17 protein-coding genes are annotated in these 16,557 nt (G+C 68.0%); 6 read left to right on the top strand and 11 right to left on the bottom strand.

What is annotated here, in order from left to right; all coding sequences use genetic code 11:
- Positions 1-21: 21 nt before the first annotated feature.
- The 7 genes from LPA46_RS04085 to LPA46_RS04055 form a co-directional block, all read right to left on the bottom strand.
- The gene (locus LPA46_RS04085) at positions 22-1,185 is read right to left on the bottom strand and encodes an ABC transporter permease (protein WP_230891505.1); all 1,164 of its coding nucleotides are present in this window, start codon (positions 1,183-1,185) and stop codon (positions 22-24) included.
- A complete protein-coding gene (locus LPA46_RS04080; protein WP_230891504.1) occupies positions 1,178-2,515 on the bottom strand; it encodes an ABC transporter permease in 1,338 nt (445 codons plus the stop codon). The genes LPA46_RS04085 and LPA46_RS04080 overlap by 8 nt, the downstream gene beginning before the upstream one ends.
- Entirely contained in the window at positions 2,512-4,083 is a 1,572-nt protein-coding gene (locus LPA46_RS04075) for an ABC transporter ATP-binding protein (RefSeq protein WP_230891503.1), read from the bottom strand. The genes LPA46_RS04080 and LPA46_RS04075 overlap by 4 nt, the downstream gene beginning before the upstream one ends.
- Positions 4,084-4,120: 37 nt before the next feature.
- A complete protein-coding gene (locus LPA46_RS04070; protein ID WP_230891502.1) occupies positions 4,121-5,200 on the bottom strand; it encodes a BMP family lipoprotein in 1,080 nt (359 codons plus the stop codon).
- A gap of 146 nt (positions 5,201-5,346) precedes the next feature.
- Entirely contained in the window at positions 5,347-6,705 is a 1,359-nt protein-coding gene (locus LPA46_RS04065) for a phosphopentomutase/phosphoglucosamine mutase (protein ID WP_230891501.1), read from the bottom strand.
- 65 nt (positions 6,706-6,770) lie between these two features.
- Positions 6,771-7,241 (bottom strand): DUF5793 family protein, encoded by a 471-nt coding sequence (locus LPA46_RS04060; RefSeq protein WP_230891500.1) that lies wholly within the window; start codon positions 7,239-7,241, stop codon positions 6,771-6,773.
- A 59-nt stretch (positions 7,242-7,300) separates the two neighbouring features.
- Complete coding sequence (locus LPA46_RS04055; protein WP_230888406.1) at positions 7,301-7,522, bottom strand: hypothetical protein; 222 nt, start codon at positions 7,520-7,522, stop codon at positions 7,301-7,303.
- A 91-nt stretch (positions 7,523-7,613) separates the two neighbouring features.
- Between LPA46_RS04055 and LPA46_RS04050 the strand changes: the two genes are divergently transcribed.
- Both LPA46_RS04050 and LPA46_RS04045 read left to right on the top strand, forming a co-directional pair.
- Positions 7,614-7,997, top strand: coding sequence for a cupin domain-containing protein (locus LPA46_RS04050; RefSeq protein ID WP_230888407.1), 384 nt, complete (start codon positions 7,614-7,616; stop codon positions 7,995-7,997).
- Positions 7,990-8,604, top strand: a complete 615-nt coding sequence (locus LPA46_RS04045) for a hypothetical protein (RefSeq protein WP_230891499.1) — start codon at positions 7,990-7,992, stop codon at positions 8,602-8,604. Before LPA46_RS04050 ends, LPA46_RS04045 begins: the two co-directional genes overlap by 8 nt.
- Positions 8,605-8,676: 72 nt before the next feature.
- Here LPA46_RS04045 and LPA46_RS04040 read toward each other — a convergent pair whose 3' ends face one another.
- The 3 genes from LPA46_RS04040 to LPA46_RS04030 all read right to left on the bottom strand — a co-directional run bounded on the left by LPA46_RS04040 (position 8,677) and on the right by LPA46_RS04030 (position 11,980).
- The gene (locus LPA46_RS04040) at positions 8,677-10,530 is read right to left on the bottom strand and encodes a carbon starvation CstA family protein (RefSeq protein WP_230891498.1); all 1,854 of its coding nucleotides are present in this window, start codon (positions 10,528-10,530) and stop codon (positions 8,677-8,679) included.
- 108 nt (positions 10,531-10,638) lie between these two features.
- Entirely contained in the window at positions 10,639-11,613 is a 975-nt protein-coding gene (locus LPA46_RS04035; protein ID WP_230891497.1) for an ArsA family ATPase, read from the bottom strand.
- A 70-nt stretch (positions 11,614-11,683) separates the two neighbouring features.
- Positions 11,684-11,980: a hypothetical protein gene (locus tag LPA46_RS04030; RefSeq protein WP_230891496.1), complete on the bottom strand. Its 297-nt coding sequence runs from the start codon at positions 11,978-11,980 to the stop codon at positions 11,684-11,686.
- Between the two features lie 105 nt (positions 11,981-12,085).
- Between LPA46_RS04030 and LPA46_RS04025 the strand changes: the two genes are divergently transcribed.
- A complete protein-coding gene (locus tag LPA46_RS04025) occupies positions 12,086-13,315 on the top strand; it encodes a CobW family GTP-binding protein (protein ID WP_230891495.1) in 1,230 nt (409 codons plus the stop codon).
- On the opposite strand, the gene LPA46_RS04020 is transcribed toward LPA46_RS04025, so the two are convergent.
- Positions 13,316-13,555 (bottom strand): hypothetical protein, encoded by a 240-nt coding sequence (locus LPA46_RS04020; RefSeq protein WP_442908206.1) that lies wholly within the window; start codon positions 13,553-13,555, stop codon positions 13,316-13,318.
- Positions 13,556-13,636: 81 nt separating this feature from the next.
- Between LPA46_RS04020 and LPA46_RS04015 the strand changes: the two genes are divergently transcribed.
- The 3 genes from LPA46_RS04015 (at position 13,637) to LPA46_RS04005 (ending at position 16,557) form a co-directional block, all read left to right on the top strand.
- Positions 13,637-13,867: a hypothetical protein gene (locus LPA46_RS04015; protein ID WP_230891493.1), complete on the top strand. Its 231-nt coding sequence runs from the start codon at positions 13,637-13,639 to the stop codon at positions 13,865-13,867.
- A 51-nt stretch (positions 13,868-13,918) separates the two neighbouring features.
- Positions 13,919-14,845 (top strand): D-2-hydroxyacid dehydrogenase, encoded by a 927-nt coding sequence (gene ddh, locus LPA46_RS04010; protein ID WP_230891492.1) that lies wholly within the window; start codon positions 13,919-13,921, stop codon positions 14,843-14,845.
- A gap of 62 nt (positions 14,846-14,907) precedes the next feature.
- The gene (locus LPA46_RS04005) at positions 14,908-16,557 is read left to right on the top strand and encodes a type II/IV secretion system ATPase subunit (protein ID WP_230891491.1); all 1,650 of its coding nucleotides are present in this window, start codon (positions 14,908-14,910) and stop codon (positions 16,555-16,557) included.

The raw sequence follows: 16,557 nt of genomic DNA, 5'->3' as shown, positions 1-16,557 counted from the left end.
CAAAAAGCCGCCGCGTTCGGCCTACTCGTCCTCGCCAGACTCGTAGTGCTCACCGCCCGCCGACGGGATGCGCGTGCGGCCGAACAGCGCGAGCACGACGATGACCGTGACGTACGGGATGGTGCGCACGAGCTCCGTGGGCACCTGGAAGACGTCACGGGCTTGCAGCGTGAGCTGGGTGGCGTCGAGGCCAGCGAACAGCATCGTGGAGGCCAGCGCCCCCACGGGGTTGTAGTTCCCGAAGAGGTACGCCACGATGGCGATGAACCCCTTGCCGTTGACCATCGTCGGGCCGTTGCCCGTGAATTGGCCGACGCCGAGCGCGAGCGCGGCGCCGCCGACGCCAGCGAGCACGCCCGACAGCAGGACGGCCGCGTACCGGACGCGGTGAACGTTCACGCCCGCGGTGTCCAGCGCCTTCGGGTTCTCGCCGCTGGCCTCGACCCAGCGCCCGAACGCGGTGCGGTGGAGCGTGTACCACGACAGCGCGACCGCCAGCAGCATCAGGTAGACGGGCGGGCTGGCGTCGAACAGCGCGCCGAAGAACGGGATGTCGACGGGCGCGACGCCGACGACCGGCATCGGGGCCTTGACGGCGTCCGAGAGCACCGGAATCCCCATGTCTGGGAGCGTCGGGAACGTGTCGACGCTGGTGGAGTTCTTCGAGCCGTAGATGACCGACGAGAGGAACGGCGCGAGACCGAGCGCGATGAGCCAGACGGCGAGGCCGGCGATAATCTGGTCGGCCCGGAATTCGATGCAGACGATGGCGAACAGCCCCGCCAGCAGCGTGCTCGCGAGGACACCGCCAATCAGCCCGTACCAGACGCTCCCGGTCACGTCGGTCGCCCAGATGCCGACGAACGCGGAGATGATGAGCAGGCCTTCGAGGCCGATGTTGATGACGCCGCTCTTCTCGGCGAAGATGCCGCCGAGCGCGGCGAACGCGATGGGGACCGAGAGCCGCAGCGTCGCGGCCAGCGTGGAGTCGGCCGTGAGCACGGCGAACAGGCGGCCGGCGTCCGACTGCGGCGCGAGGAGGCCGGCGGCGACGAGGCCGACGGCGGCCAACAGCACGATGCCGATGACCCCCTGCTGGAGGCGACTCCGCCCGACGAACAGCCGGTCGTAGGTACTGAGGACGGCGTCGCGAGCGGTTCCGACGACCCGGCTGTCGTCACTCATCGCTCCCACCTCCGGAACCGCCGTCGGTGGCAACTGGCTCGCCCGGCCGGCCGAACGAGCCGAACTTCTGTCCGATCATCCGGAAGAACTCCGGCATGGCGACGAACAGGATGATGAGCCCGCGGAGCACGCCGACCAGCGTCGGCGGGACGTCCGAGCCGACCTGCACGACGATGGAGCCGCTCTTGAGCACGCCGAAGAGGAACGCCGCGAGGCCGACGCCGAGCGGGTTGTTCCCGGCGAGGATGGAGACGGTGATGCCGTCGAAGCCGTAGTCCGGGACGCCGGTCTGGAAGTTCCCGAGCACCATCAGCACGTAGACGGCGCCGCCGATGCCGGCGAGCGCGCCGGACAGCGTCATGCTGGAGACGATGGTGCGGTCGGCGTCGACGCCCCCGTACTCGGCGGCGTCCGGCTGGAGGCCGCTGGTGCGGAGGTCGTAGCCGAACGGCGTGTGCTGGAGCAGATACCAGATGCCGACGAGCACGAGAACTGCGAACGCGAACGCGAGCAGGGAGACGTCGTCCCGTGGCCGGAACAGCCACGACGGGAACAGTGCGACGTCCGGGAGGTTCACCGTCTGGTTGGCGAAGCTCTCGGGGTCCTTGAAGTACTGCTCGCGAGAGACGAGGAACAGCGCGATAGACGTCGCGACGAAGTTCAGCATGATAGTGGTGATGACCTCGTTGGCGTCCGCGTACGCTTTCAGCGCACCCGGGACCGCCGCGTACGCGCCGCCCGCGACGCCGCCGAGCAGGAGGCCCAGCGGGAGCAACACGATAGTCGCGAGCACGCCGAGGCCGGCCAGCGGCGGCGCGACGTACGTGAGCACGACGCCCGTGGTGAGCGCGCCGACGACGAGCTGGCCCTGCACACCGATGTTGAAGATGTCCGCGCGGAACGCCACCGCGACGGCGACGCCCGTGAACATCAGAATCGTGGTCTCGGCGATGGTGGTGGCGAACTGGCTGTTCAGCGGGTTGTTCAGGACGTCCCCGAGCGCGCCGAGGAACAGCAGGTCGTACACCGCGAACGGGTCGTAACAGAACCCCATCGCGAAGACGGCCTGCGACGGCCACAGGCCACCGGGGAGGACGCTCTTGACGACGCCGGGTACGAGTCCCGGGAGCGTGGTCGTGACGAACTTCCCGGGGACGGCGATGGTGTAGGCGGCGCTGGCGCAGTCGGTCATCCGGCCGGCGCCGAGGATGATGAGCGCGCCGATGAACACCGACAGCAGGAGTGCGGACGTGCTGATGAGGAAGCGCTCGAACGCGGAGGCGCGGACGAGGCGCCCGAGCAGGTCGTGGGCGCGCTCGGAGAAACTCACTGCGCCACCCCCTCAGCGTCGCTCTCGCTGCGTGGCTCGTACCCCTCGGGGTACTCGCCGGCCATCAGCAGGCCGAGTTCTTCCTCGTCGATGTCGTCGGGATCGACGACCGCCATCACGTCGCCGTCGTGCATGACGGCGAGGCGGTCCGAGAGCCCCTGCACTTCGTCGAGCTTCGAGGAGACCAGCAGGACGCCCCGGCCCTCGTCGCGGAGTTCGAGCAGGCGGTCGTGGATGAACTCCTGGGAGCCGATGTCGACGCCGCGCGTCGGGTGCGTGGCGACGACGAGGCGCGGGTCGCGCTCGAACTCGCGGCCGACGATGAATTTCTGCTGGTTACCGCCGGAGAGCGCGACGGCTTCCGTGTCGGCGTTCGGCGGCCGCACGTCGTACTCCTCGACGATGTCCTCGGCGTGCGTCCGGGAGGCGTCCCAGTCGATGGTGCCGCCGGACGCGAACGGCGCGCCGTGCTGGCTGCCGAGGATGCCGTTCTCCACGAGGTCGAAGTCCATCACGAGCCCGCGCTCCTGACGGTCCTCGGGGATGTACGCCATGCCGCTGTCGATGCGGTCGCGGCGGGGAGCATCAGTGACGTCGCGGCCGTCGAACTCGACGGACCCGGCTTCGGGGTCGCGCAGGCCCGTGACTGCTTCCACGAGTTCGGCCTGCCCGTTGCCGTCCACGCCCGCGACGCCGAACACTTCGCCCTCGCGCACGACGAACGAGACGTCCGTGACGGCGGGCACCTCGCGGTCGTCGAGCACGGAGAGCGCGTCCACGTCGAGGACCGTGTCGCCGATGTCCGGCGGCGTCGATTCGACGTCGAGGACGACCTCGCGGCCGACCATCAGCTCCGCGAGTTCCTCGCGGGTGGTCTCGTCGGCGTCGACGGTGCCGACGTTCTTCCCGTCCCGGAGGACGGTGACGTCGTCGGCGGCGTGCATCGCCTCGCCGAGTTTGTGCGTGATGAAGATGACCGTCTTCCCCTGGTCGGTGAGTTCGTCGAGGACGTCGAAGAGGTCCTCGACCTCCTGGGGCGTGAGCACGGCGGTCGGCTCGTCGAGGATGAGCACGTCCGCGCCGCGGTACAGCGCCTTCAGAATCTCGACGCGCTGCTGGACGCCGACGCTGACGTCGGCGATGGTCTTGTCGGGGTCGACGTCGAACCCGTAGCGCTCGCTGAGCTCGACGACGTCGCGGCGCGCCGCCTCGCGGTCGACCGCGAGGCCGCCCCACTTCCGGGGCTCGTTGCCGAGCGCGATGTTCTCCGCCACCGTCATCGTGTCCACGAGCATGAAGTGCTGGTGAATCATCCCGATGCCGGCGTCGATGGCGTCCCGCGGGGAGGCGAAGTCGCGCTCCTCGCCGTCGACGACGATACGGCCCGAGTCCGGCTGGTAGAGACCGTAGAGGACGTTCATCAGGGTTGTCTTTCCGGCGCCGTTCTCGCCGAGCAGCGCGTGCACGGAGCCGCGCTCGACGGGCAAGTCGACGTTGTCGTTCGCGACGACGCCCGGGAATCGTTTCGTGATGTCTTCGAGTCGGACGGCCGTATCCGTTTGCGTCATTGCGTGCAGAATGTGATTGTGAGCGAGCGAAACCCCGTCAGTTGACGTTCGAGGGGTCCTGTGGGACGGAGGTCTCGCCGTCCATGATGCTCTGGCGGGCGTCGCTGACCGCCGTCTTGACGTCCTCGGGAATCTCGGAGCCGAGCTGCTGGCCGTAGACGCAGGCGACGCCGTCGTCGTCGAGGCCCAGCGTGGTCGTCTCGCCGCCCTGGAAGTTGCCGTTGACCGTCGCTTCGACGGCGTTGTAGACGGCGGTGTCGACGCGCTTGACCATGCTCGCGAGGATGACGTTCGCGTAACTGTCCTTGGTGACCGACTGGTCGCGGTCGACGCCGATGGCGAACCGACCCTCGTCCTGTGCGGCCTGGAAGACGCCGGTCCCGGTGTTCCCCGCGGCGTGGAAGACGATGTCGCTGCCGGAGTTGTACATCGAGAGTGCGGCTTCCTGACCGGCGGTGGTGTCGTTGAAGCTCCCGACGTACGACGTCTGGATGTCGATGTCGTCGTTGGTCGCCTTCACACCGGCCTTGAACCCGGCCTCGAACTTCTGGATGAGCGAGCTCTCGCGGCCGCCGACGAAGCCGACGTTCGTGGAGTCCGACTGCGTGGAGCCCGCGCCCGCGCTGAAGCTCATCGACGTGAGGTGTGCGGCGAGCACGCCGACGAGGTACGACCCCTCGTGCTCACGGAAGACGTAGCTGCCGACGTTCGGCTCGTCGACGGTGCTGTCGACAATCTGGAAGTTCTGCTCGGGGTAGTTCGCGGCGGTCTCCGAGAGGGAGTCAGCCTGGAGGAACCCGATACAGGAGACGAGGTCGTAGTTGGGGTCCGTCGAACCGGCGTACTGCTGCTGGTAGTCGCTGAATTGGGAGACCGAATCCGGCTGGGACTCGTTGAAGTCGACGTTGAAGTCCTCGGCGGCCTGCTGGATGCCGGACTGGGCCTGGTCGTTGAACGACCCGTCGCCGAGTCCGCCGGTCGCGTACACCATCCCGACGTTGGTGACGTCCGACTCCGCGGTGGTCGTCCCCTCGGAGTTCTCGGTCGTCTCGGTGGACTCCTCGGTGGTCGTCTCCGTCTCGTCCCCACCAGAAGGACCGCCCGTACAGCCCGCCATCCCCGCGAGTCCGACTGCGCCGATGCCCGCTGTCGCCTTGATGAACTCCCGTCTGTCGAAGTTGGAAATACTTGCGTGTAACGAGACATTCGTGCGGTGATAAAGCCGTCGTTTGTGGGGGGAAGCGGCAAAACGTGGGCGCGTTGTCAGGCCGCAGCGACCGCGTCCTCGACGACAGCGGCGACCGACTCCACGAGGTCGTCCACGTCGTCGCTCTCGGCGTACACGCGAACGTAGGGCTCGGTCCCGCTCGGCCGTACGAGCGTCCACGAGGCGTCCGGAAATTCCAGGCGCACGCCGTACTCGGTGTCCACGTCGGCGTCCGGGAACTCCGCGGGCAGGTCCTCGGCGAGCTGCGCCATCACCGCGTCTTTGGCTTCGTCCGGGCACTCGACGCTGACCTTCCGGTACGGGCGCTCGGTCACGGGCTCGCGCAGCGCCGCGAGGCCGTCAGCATCAGCGACCAACCGGGAGAGGACGGCCGCCGACGCGACGCCGTCGATCCAGCCGCCGAACGCGGTGTGGACGTGCTTCCACGGCTCCGCGGCGAAGACGACGTCACCGCCGTCCTCGCGGGCCGCCGCGATGCCCTCGTGGAGTGCGCCGAGACGGACGCGCTCGACGCGCCCGCCCGCTTCGCCGACGCGCTCGTCGATGCGCGCGGAGGCGTTCGGCGTCGTGACGACGACCGGGTCGTCGGCGTCGCTGGCGCGCGTGTAGTGCTCCGCGAGAATCGCGAGCACGGTGTCCTCGTGGACGACCTCGCCGTCCCCGTCCACGATGACGATGCGGTCGGCGTCGCCGTCGTGGGCGATGCCGAACGCGGCGTCGCCGGTCGCCACGAAGTCCATCAGGTCGCCGATTGTCTCGGGCGTCGGTTTGCTCGGGCGGCCGGGGAAGTGGCCGTCGACGTTCGCGTTCAGCGTGACGACGTGCGCGCCGAGTTCCCGCAGCACCTGTGGCGTCGCCAGCCCCGCGACGCCGTTCCCGCAGTCCACGGCGACCGTCAGTCCGTCGAGGGGCGCGCCGTGCTCGCTCGCGAACGCCGCGACCGCCTCGCGGTAGTCCGGGAGCACGTCGATGGACTCGGTCTCACCCCACTCCGCCCACGACGCGTACTCGGGGTCGCTCTCCACGCGGTCCTCGATGGCGAGCTCGCGCTCGCGGTCGTACTCGGAGCCGTCCACGAACAGTTTGATGCCGTTGTCCTCCGGCGGGTTGTGGCTCGCGGTCAACTGGACGCCGCGGCGACCCCGCGACGCGTACGCCAGCGCGGGCGTCGGCAGCACGCCCGCGTCCAGCACGCGCATTCCTCCCGCTTGCAGGCCCGCGCTCATCGCCGCTGCGAGCGCTGGCCCCGTCTCGCGGCCGTCCCGCGCGACGACGAACGCCTCGTCGTCGCCGCGAGCGTCCGCGCCGGCCGCGGCCCCGACTGCGACCGCCAACTCCGGGGTCACGTCGGCGACCGCGTTCCCTCGAATCCCTGCCGTGCCGAAGAGGTTCATACGCGGGGGGGAGCGCCCGCGTTCACTTAGGTTCCGCTGTTCCCGGGCGAGAAGAGACGAGGCGGCTACAGTTCGATGCCGCTCGGGATGAGACTGTGGCTGCGCAGCAGGTCGCCGTCCTCGCTGTAGACGAGGAACGTCGACTTCTCGTAGACGACCAGCTGCTCGCCGTCGACGAGAATCTCGACGCGGTACTGGCCGTCGTCGCCAGTCGCCTCGCCGTACCGGCGTGCCGCCCGTACGAACTGTAGGACGTCGTCGGCGTCCTGATTCAGTTCGAGGACGAACTCCCCGGTGATGCGGTTCGTGACGGCGACGACGCCGCCGGCGTCCGGGTCGTCGACGTCGTCCGTCAACCGGAACGTGGCGTCCGTCTCGCCGGCGTCCAGGCGTTCGCCGTCCCGGTCCGTGAGTCGGTCTTCGAGTTCCGCGGCTGCACCCGTGAAGTCGATGGTGACGTTCGGCTTCTCGGGGTCACCGTCCTCGTCGACCCAGTCGACGTTCGCGACGTCCAGTTCGAAGTAATCCCGGCGCATTCCCTACGGGTGAATAGGACCGACGGGGAAATGAACGTAACGCCCCGAACAGGTGTCGGTCACTGGCCGTACGTGAGCCGCTGGACGGCGGCGTTCAGCCGTGCAGTGGCGTTCTGCATCCACGCGACCGGCGAGACGCGCCGCACGGCGGACTCCTCGACCTCGATGCGCTCGTCGGCGAACGGGTCGCGGGGCGGGTCGTCGCTGTTGGCGTCGACCGCGTCGACGACGGTCGTCATCGAGCAGCGGCCACACGCCTCGGTCGGCTGCTTCTCTGCCATGCGTACTACTCACACGCGAACGGCCATAGTTCTGCCGCCTGCAGAGGGCCGAACGCGACGGGCTTTTAACCCGCGTGTGGTATCTACAGGCATGGGCTACCGAATCGTCGACCCCGACGACGTCGAAGTACCGGAAGGACGGCCGTGCGAGTACCGCTCGCTGACCGACGCGGGCGGCCTCGACGAGATGGCGATGAACCTGTTCCGGGCCGAACCCGGCGAGCAGGTGCCGCTGGCGTACCACTACCACGAGACCCAGGAGGAGGCGTTCTTCGTACTCTCGGGCACGCTGTACGTGGAGACGCCCGAGCAGACGTACGAGGTGCCGGAGGGCCACCTGTTCACGGTCGACCCGGAGAGTCCGCAGCGCGCGCACAACCCCGAGGACGCCGACGAGCGCGTCGAACTGCTGGCGGTGGGGGCGCCGCCGGCCCCCGACGACGCGGTCGCGTACGACCCCAGCGAGGATGACTGAAGCCGACAACCCGGAGCCCGCCGACCTCCCCGCCGAGATTCGGGAGAACGTGCCGACGTGGGACGACGAGTACTTCGACCGCGTCAGCGACCGGCTGATGTACAGCTACGACCTTGAACGCGACTACGCCGTCCGGGGCGAGCGCTTCGACCTGTACGGGGAGTTGCGCGTGCTCAACCAGAAGCAGTTCTTCCACCCTGCACTGAGCTACGCCGACCACGAGACCGAGGAACACGTGTTCGCGCGCCGGACCGGCTGGCCGACCGTCGCGGACCTCGAAGCGCTGGTCGAATTCGGCCACGACCTCGCCGACGACTGGGTGGACGCCGACGAGGAGCACTACGAGACGAAATTCACGTTCGTGCTCGTCGCCGACGAACTCCCCGACGACGTGGCGTCGTTCGTCGAGGGGTTCCGCGACCGGAATCTGTTGAAGTACGGCTACTACGGCCACTACGAGGTGAACCTCGCCGTCGTCGCGCCCGACGACGAGGCGGCGGTCGCCAGCGAGAAGGTGGACGTCGTGGACGCGTTCGCGCTGTGGGGCGACGTCGAGCGCGAGTCCGAGGGCTTCTTCTCGCGGTTCGCGAAGCGCTTCTGGACGTAGGCGGCGCGACAGTCCCGCCGCTACGCGGCTTCGAGGGAGGGGCAGGAAAGAGGGACCGTGGAGCGGTCGGTCTCAGTCGTCGCTCGGTTCTGCTGCGGGTTCGCGCCCACTACGCGCGCTGCTGATGTTGCCGTAGCCGATGCGCACCAGCGAGAGCGCGAGGTAGATGAGCACGAGCGCCAGCACCATCTGGACGGCTGCCGAGACCTGGCCGCCGAGGCCAGCGGCACCGCCCTGAATCAGGTTGACGTAGAGGTTCTCGTAGAGCGCGAGCCACGAGAGCCCGAGGACAGTGATGACGACCATGATGGCCATCGGCACGCCCGTGCTGACGAGCTGCTTGGACTCGTCCCAGTTGGCGAGCCACACCGTGCCGGTGAGCAGCGCGAGCGCGGCGAGCAGCTGGTTGGCACCGCCGAACAGGCCCCAGAGGGTCGCCCACTCGCCGGAGATGACCAGCACGTACGCGATACCGCACTGCACGACGGGGTTCGTGTACCGACCGCGGGCGAACGAACCGATGCCGCCCGAGAAGCCGGTGTCCGTGCCGCTGCCCTGCGTCCCGACGATTTCCTCCATCATGTAGCGGCCGAGTCGCGCGGCCGTGTCAGTGGACGTGAGCAGGAAGCTCACGAGCACGAGCGCCATGAACGGCCCACCGTAGCTGGCGGGGATGCCGAGGCTCGTGAGGATGACGCCGCCACCTGCGGCGAAGTTCGGGAGCGCGCCGCCGATGCCGCCGGCGGCCGCGTCGGAGGCGATGCCGGCGATGGCGAGCGTGGACAGCGCGACTGCGGCGAGCAGGCCTTCACCGAGCATGCCGCCGTAGCCGATGAGGCGCGCGTCGCTCTCCTTGTTCAGCTGCTTGGCGGTCGTCCCGGAGGAGACCAGCGAGTGGAAGCCACTGATGGTCCCGCACGCGATGGTGACGAACAGCAGTGGGAACAACGGATAGGGCGAGACGCTCTCGACCCCGAGGAAGCCGGTGAACGGCTCGATGCTGTCGGAGATGACCAGCGGCTGGCTGGATGTCCCGAGGAACGTGCCGACGACGATAGCGACGAGCGCGCCGCCGACGCCTGCGTACAGCAGGAACGACGAGAGGTAGTCGCGCGGCTGGAGCAGCACCCAGACCGGGAGCGCGCTGGCGAGTGCGGCGTACAGCAGAATCACCGGCACCCAGGCGGCGGTGTTGCCGCCGAGCGCGCCGGCACCGGGCACCCACGAGCCCGTGCCCTCGAAGAGGATGAACGTGCTCGCGGGGTGTGCTGCGTCACCTGCCAGTTCGAAGAACGCGAACGGGTACTGGATACCGAGCCAGACGCCCGCGAACACGCCGGCGACGAACACGATGGTCCCCGGGATGAACGGGCCGTCGAGCTGGTAGAGGTAGACGCCGAACAGCACCGCGAGCGCGATGTACACGAAGCTCGCGGTGGCCGCCGACGGGTACGCGTTCAGCACGATACCCACGACGAGCGCGAACACCGCGACGACGAGGATGATGGTGATGAACGCGAACCACAGCAGCATGTTCTTCCCGCGTTCGCCGACGTACTCGCCGATGATGTAGCCGATGGACTTCCCCTCGTGTCGCATCGAGCCGGACAGCGAGATGAAGTCGTGGACGGCACCCATCAGCGGGTTGCCGACGGCGACCCACGCGAGAGCGGGCACCCATCCCCAGATAGCGCCGGCCGTAATCGGGCCGACGATGGGCGCGCCGCCCGCGATGCTGGAGAAGTGGTGTCCGAGCAGTACTGGTTTCTTCGCCGGAACGTACTCCTGGCCGTCTTCGTACTTGTGGGCGGGCGTGTCACGCGAGTTGTCGAGGTCGACGAATCGGGAGAGGTACTTCGAGTACCCCACGTACCCCAACGAGAACGTGACCAAGACCGCTGCCACAATCCATATTACCTGTGTCATTTGTAACGTACCTTCGTGACACTGATTACCGAACGGCCACTTAAGCGTTCGCCTCTTAATGAGTGGCCTGCGAGGCGAAATAATCGCTGGAGGACGTGACGCCTCTCGTTAGACGAACGCGGGTTCCTCGACGCCGACCTCGACGTCGAGTTCGTTGGCGACCTCGGTGAGGAGGTCACCCTTCACTTCGCGGGTGCGGGACTGGATCTCCGCGAGCAGCGGCGCGTCCAGTGACTCCCGGACGTGGTCGAGGCGCTCGCGCTCGGTTTCGACGCGGTCCCGGAGGTAGCGGGCGCCGCGGCCGTTCTCGTCGTCGTCCGGGGACGGCGTGAGCTTGTTCGCGACGAGCCCCCTGACGGCGAGCCCTTCGTCGTCCATGTCCGCGATGGCGCGCTCGGTCTCGTTCACGGAGAGCTGGTCGGGGTTCAACACGAGGAAGAACGCGGCGTCCTCGCGGAGCGCGCCGCCCGCGAATTCGAAGAACTCCTTGCGCTCCTGGAGGCGCGCCAGCACGGGGTCGCCGTCCATCACGCGCCGCGGTTCGTTGTTCCCGACCGCGGCCTTCTCGAAGAGGTCGATGCTCTGCCGGCGCTTGTGCATCAGGCGGTCGACCCATGATTCGAGGAACTCCGGCAGGCCGAGCAGCCGTAGCGTCGACCCAGTCGGAGCAGTGTCGAAGACGACGCGGTCGTAGGGGTCGCTGTTTCGCATCACTTCGACGAAGCGGTCGAACAGCGCTGACTCGTACGCGCCGGGCGTCTGGTGGGCCATCTCCAGTTGTTTGTTGATTTCGTTGACCATCGACGCCGACACCTGGTCGGAGAGCCGGTTGCGGATGTCGTCGAGGTGCGCGGTGACCTCCTCGTCGGGGTCGATTTCGAGCGCGGAGAGCCCGTCGATACCCTCGACCGATTCGGGGGCGTCCCCGAACTGCTGGTCGAAGACGTCCGAGACGGAGTGTGCGGGGTCCGTGGAGACGACGAGGGTTTCGACGCCCGCGTCCGCGCACTTCTGCGCGTACGCACACGAAACGGTCGTCTTGCCGACGCCGCCCTTCCCGCCGAAGAAGACGAACGGCTTCACAGGTGTGCCTCCGGCGTCGGGCTGTCGGTCGGTCGCGATGCGAGCGGTCGGCGTGTTGGTGTCGCGGTCATCAGAAGTGGTACTGTTGGCCCTTGCGTTCGAGCATCGTCTGGCGGTCCCAGAGGCGTCGCTCCCACGCCTCGAATTCGTCCTCGATGTACGGCAGAATCTCGGCGGTGTAGTACGAGACCGGCGAGGGGATGCCGAAGGCGTCCGGGAAACAGGCCAGCAGGAACGCGTCCTCGATGTCCTCGGCTTCCTTCTCGATTTTCTCGTACGCCGGGTGGGAAATCATGCCGTGGTAGAGGCCGCGCAGCCACTCCTCGACGACCTCCCGGTAGGCCGCAATCCGCTCGGCGACGTTCATCGTATCGGTGGTACGGCTTCACTCGGTAAAAGGTGTCGCGGTCGTCCGCCGGCAAGCGGCCCCGAGAAGCACGAGGTTCAAGGCGACTGGCACGTACTCACACGCATGGGCGAACGGATTCCGGTGACGATACTGTCGGGGAGTCTCGGAGCCGGGAAGACGACGCTGCTGAATCACTTGCTCGCCAATTCGGGCGACCGCGACGTCGCGGTGCTCGTCAACGACATGGGCGACGTGAACATCGACGCCGACCTCGTGGCGGAGGGCTCGGAGTTAGACGTCGCCGAGGGCGTCGCGGAGCTGTCGAACGGCTGCATCTGCTGTGAACTTCAGGACGACCTCGAGACCGCGGTGGTGCGGCTCGCGGGCGACCGCGACTTCGACCACCTCGTCGTGGAGTCTTCGGGCATCTCCGAGCCCGCGCCCGTGGCGCGGCTGTTCACCACCGAGTCGCGGGTCGCCGCGAAGTACCGCGTGAACGGCCTCGTGACGGTCGTGGACAGCCGGCTGCTCGTGGACACGTTCGGTGGCGACGGCACGCCCGAGCGCGTCGGCACCGACGAGGACGGCCGCCCGCTGTCGGATCTCCTCGTGGAGCAAATCGAGGTGTCGAACGCGGTCGTGCTCAACAAGGCCGACCTCTGCACGGACGCCGAACTCGACGAAGCCGAGGCGCTCGTGGCGGCGCTCCAACCCGACGCGGACACAGTTCGCACGTCGTTCTCGGAAGTCGACCCGTCGTGGCTGCTGGACGTCGAGCGCTTCGACGAGAGCGAGGTCGGCGACCTCCCCGGCTGGAAGCGCGCGCTCGAATCGGACGACCACGAGGGCCACGACCACGGCGAGGACGAACACCACGGCCACCGCCACCCAGACGAGGTGTACGGCGTGTCGTCGTTCACGTACCGAGCGCGACGGCCGTTCCACCCCGAGCGGGTCGCCGAAGTCCTGCGAACGCTCCCGGAGGGCGTCGTGCGCTCGAAGGGGACGCTGTGGGTCGCGGGCAACGAGCTCCGGCAGACCGTCGGGCAGGCAGGACCGTCGGTGCGCGTGACCGCGCGCGGCCCGTGGATTGCGTCGCTGCCCGAGGTCGAACAGGACCTCTACCGGTCGAACCGCCCGAACCTGGAGTGGGACGACGAGCACGGCGACCGCCGGACGGAGTTCGTCGTCATCGGCACGGACTCAGAAGAAGCGGCGCTCCGGGAGCGCCTCGACGGCGCGCTCGTCACGGACGACGAGTGGGAGGACGTGGCGGCACTTCCGGACGGGCCGTTCGGCACGGAGAACGAAGCAGAAGTCGTGCTGCGCGAGCCCGAGCCCGCGACCCAGTAGTCAGCAGGCGCAGCCGTCGGCGTACGTGCGCTCGAAGCGCATCGGGTCGCCGCAGTCCGGACACAGCGGCGTCCCTGCCTCGTCGCGGTCCAGCCCCTCGTCCTCGATAGTGACGTCCCGCACGCGGACACTACAGTCGTCACACCAGTACGCGCCCCGCGAGGCCTCGACCTCCACGTCGTCCGTCCCCGTCCCGGCGCTCCCCGACAGCGCGGCCGAAACCTTGTTGACGATGCCCATGTGTGAGAATAGCATTCGACTGCCTTAGTTCCCGGGTTCCGTCGGCCAAGAGATAAGTACGCTACTCCCGCGCTTCCACGTATGACCGAAGACGACCGTAGCGAGCGAGACGAGGCGGGGTTCAGCGAGGCGGCAGAGCGCTCCGAGGGGAGCCCGTGGGTCGCGCAGGGAATCAACGCGGTGCTGTCGACGCTGTTCGCGCTCGTCGTCGTCGGCGGGCTGGACTTCATCGGCGCGATGGAATTCACGCTCGTGAACGTGGCGACGGCGGCCGTGGTCCTGTTCACCATCTCGTACATCGCGACGCGGTGAATTGCCACGGGCATCGACAAACTGTAGAGGCCTGGTCAGAAACCCCCGGACATGGTAACGCGCATCGGGATTCACGCGTCCGTGGAGACGCTGTTCCCGCCGACAGTGCTGGTCGACGAACTCGACGACGTCGACCCCGAAGTGACCGTGGTCACGTCCGACGAAGTCGACGAGGTGGACGCGCTCGTGACGTTCGCGTACGACGACGCCTTCCTCGACGCGGACCTGGAGTGGATTCACTCCGTGCAGTCGGGCGTCGACCGGTTCCCGTTCGACGACCTGGAAGCCGCGGGCATCCGGCTCACGAACAGCACGGGCACGCACGGCGACAGCGTCGGCGAGACGGTCGCCGGCTACATGCTCTCGTTCGCGCGCCGGCTCCACGCGTACCGCGACCAGCAGGCAGAGAAGCACTGGGAGTGGCCGGCGTGGGACGAACCGTTCACACTCGCCGGCTCCTCGCTCTGTGTCGTCGGCCTCGGCACGCTCGGGCAGGGCATCGCGGCGCGGGCTGACGCGCTCGGGATGGACGTCGTCGGCGTCAAGCGCACGCCGACGCCCGTCGACCACGTCGACACCGTCTACCCGAGCCCGGACCTCCACGAGGCCATCGCGGACGCGAAGTTCGTCGCGCTCGCGGTGCCGCTCACCGACGACACGGAAGGGATGATTGGCGACGCCGAACTCGACGCGATGCGCGACGACGCGGTGCTCGTGAACGTCGCGCGCGGCCCGGTCGTCGACCAGGACGCGCTCGTGGACGCGCTGGAAGCCGACGACCTCGCGGGCGCGGCGCTCGACGTCTTCGAGACGGAGCCACTCCCGGAGAACTCGCCGCTGTGGGAGATGGACGAAGTGGTCGTGACACCGCACGCGGCCGCAGCGACCCGCGACTACCCCCGGAGAATGGCCGCGCTTGTCCGCGAGAACGTCCGCCGCATCGCCGAGGGCGAGCGCCTCGCGAACGGCGTCGTGTAGCCCGGCACCGGGGCGGCAGCCAGCCTTTAAGGTGACGCGGGCGAACGTGGAGGTAGTAATCGATGCCCAACGACTTCCTCGCGGACATCGACCGACAACTCGAAGCCGTCCGGCAGCGCGCCGAGCGCGTCGTCGACGTCGTCCGCGGGTCCACGGTCGAACTCGTCGAGTACGACCCCGCCGCCCACGGGCCGCTGGTCGACTTCGACGGCCTCGACGGCTACGAGGAGGTCGACCGCTACTGGGTGCACGCGCCGTACGCGTTCGTCTACGTCGGCCACGACGCCGAGAACGACGAGTACCGCTACCACGTCGTCGAACCCGCGCTCGACGACTTCGAGCAGGAGCTGTTGGAGACGCTGTACGACGACATCCGGGACGCGCTCATCTACGACGCCGAGTACGAGCCCGACGACCCCGAAGCCGTCCTGAAGCGGCAGATGAAGCGACTAATCGAGGAGTACGGAATCGACGTCGGTCCGAACGCGTTCTACCGGCTGTTCTACTACCTCCACCGCGCCTTCGAGGGGTTCGAGAAGCTCGACCCGCTGATGCGGGACCCCCACATCGAGGACATCTCCTGCGACGGCTACAGCGTCCCGCTGTTCGTCTACCACGACCAGTACACGGACGTGGAGACGAACGTCTCCTACGAGCAGGAGGAACTCGACGGGTTCGTCGTGCGCCTCGCCCAGCAGTCCGGCCGCCACATCTCCATCGGCGACCCCGTGACGGAGACGACGCTCCCGGACGGCTCCCGCGCGGAACTCGCGCTCGGCGAGGAGGTCACGCCCCGTGGGTCGGCGTTCACGATTCGGAAGTACAGCGAGGACCCGTTCACGCCCGCGACGCTCGTCGACTACAACACGTTCGACTTGGACCAGATGGCGTACCTCTGGCTCGCCATCGAGTCCAACAAGAGCCTGCTGTTCGCGGGCGGTACCGCCTCCGGGAAGACGACGTCGATGAACGCCATCTCGATGTTCGTGCCGCCGCGCTCGAAGGTGCTCACCATCGAAGACACCCGCGAGCTGACGCTGTTCCACGAGAACTGGCTCTCCTCAGTTACCCGGGAGTCCATCGGCGAGGGCGAGGACATCACGATGTACGACCTGCTGCGGTCGGCGCTGCGCCACCGCCCTGAGTACATCATCGTCGGCGAGGTGCGCGGCGACGAGGCGATGACGCTGTTCCAGGCGATGAACACCGGCCACACGACGTACTCGACGATGCACGCCGACAGCGTGCAGACGGTCATCAATCGGTTGGAAAACGAACCCATCAACGTCCCGCGGGCGATGATTCAGAGTCTCGACATCCTCTGCGTGCAGACGCTCACCCACGTCGGCGGCGAGCGCGTGCGCCGGAACCGCGTCATCGCGGAAATCGAGGGCATCGACCAGCGCACCGGTGACCTCGACTACTCGACGGCGTTCGAGTGGAACCCCACCGACGACGACTTCAAGCAGCGGGACTCGGTGGTCCTCGACGAGATTCGGGACGAGCGCGGTTGGTCGCGGGGCGAACTGCTGCGCGAGCTCCGGAACCGCAAGCGCGTCCTCCGGTACCTGACCGAGCAGGACGTCACGGACTACCGGCAATTCACGGCAGTCGTCAACGAGTACTACGCCAACCCGGAGCGCGTCGTCGACCGCGTCCAGGCCGAACTCGACGAGGACGTCGTCGTGAACGCGCCGGGTGTCGCCGAGTAG

The organism is Halobacterium sp. KA-6, assembly GCF_021029015.1.
Lineage (GTDB): Archaea > Halobacteriota > Halobacteria > Halobacteriales > Halobacteriaceae > Halobacterium.
Note: the sequence above shows the minus strand (reverse complement) of the source record. Positions and strands in the feature narration are given on the sequence as shown.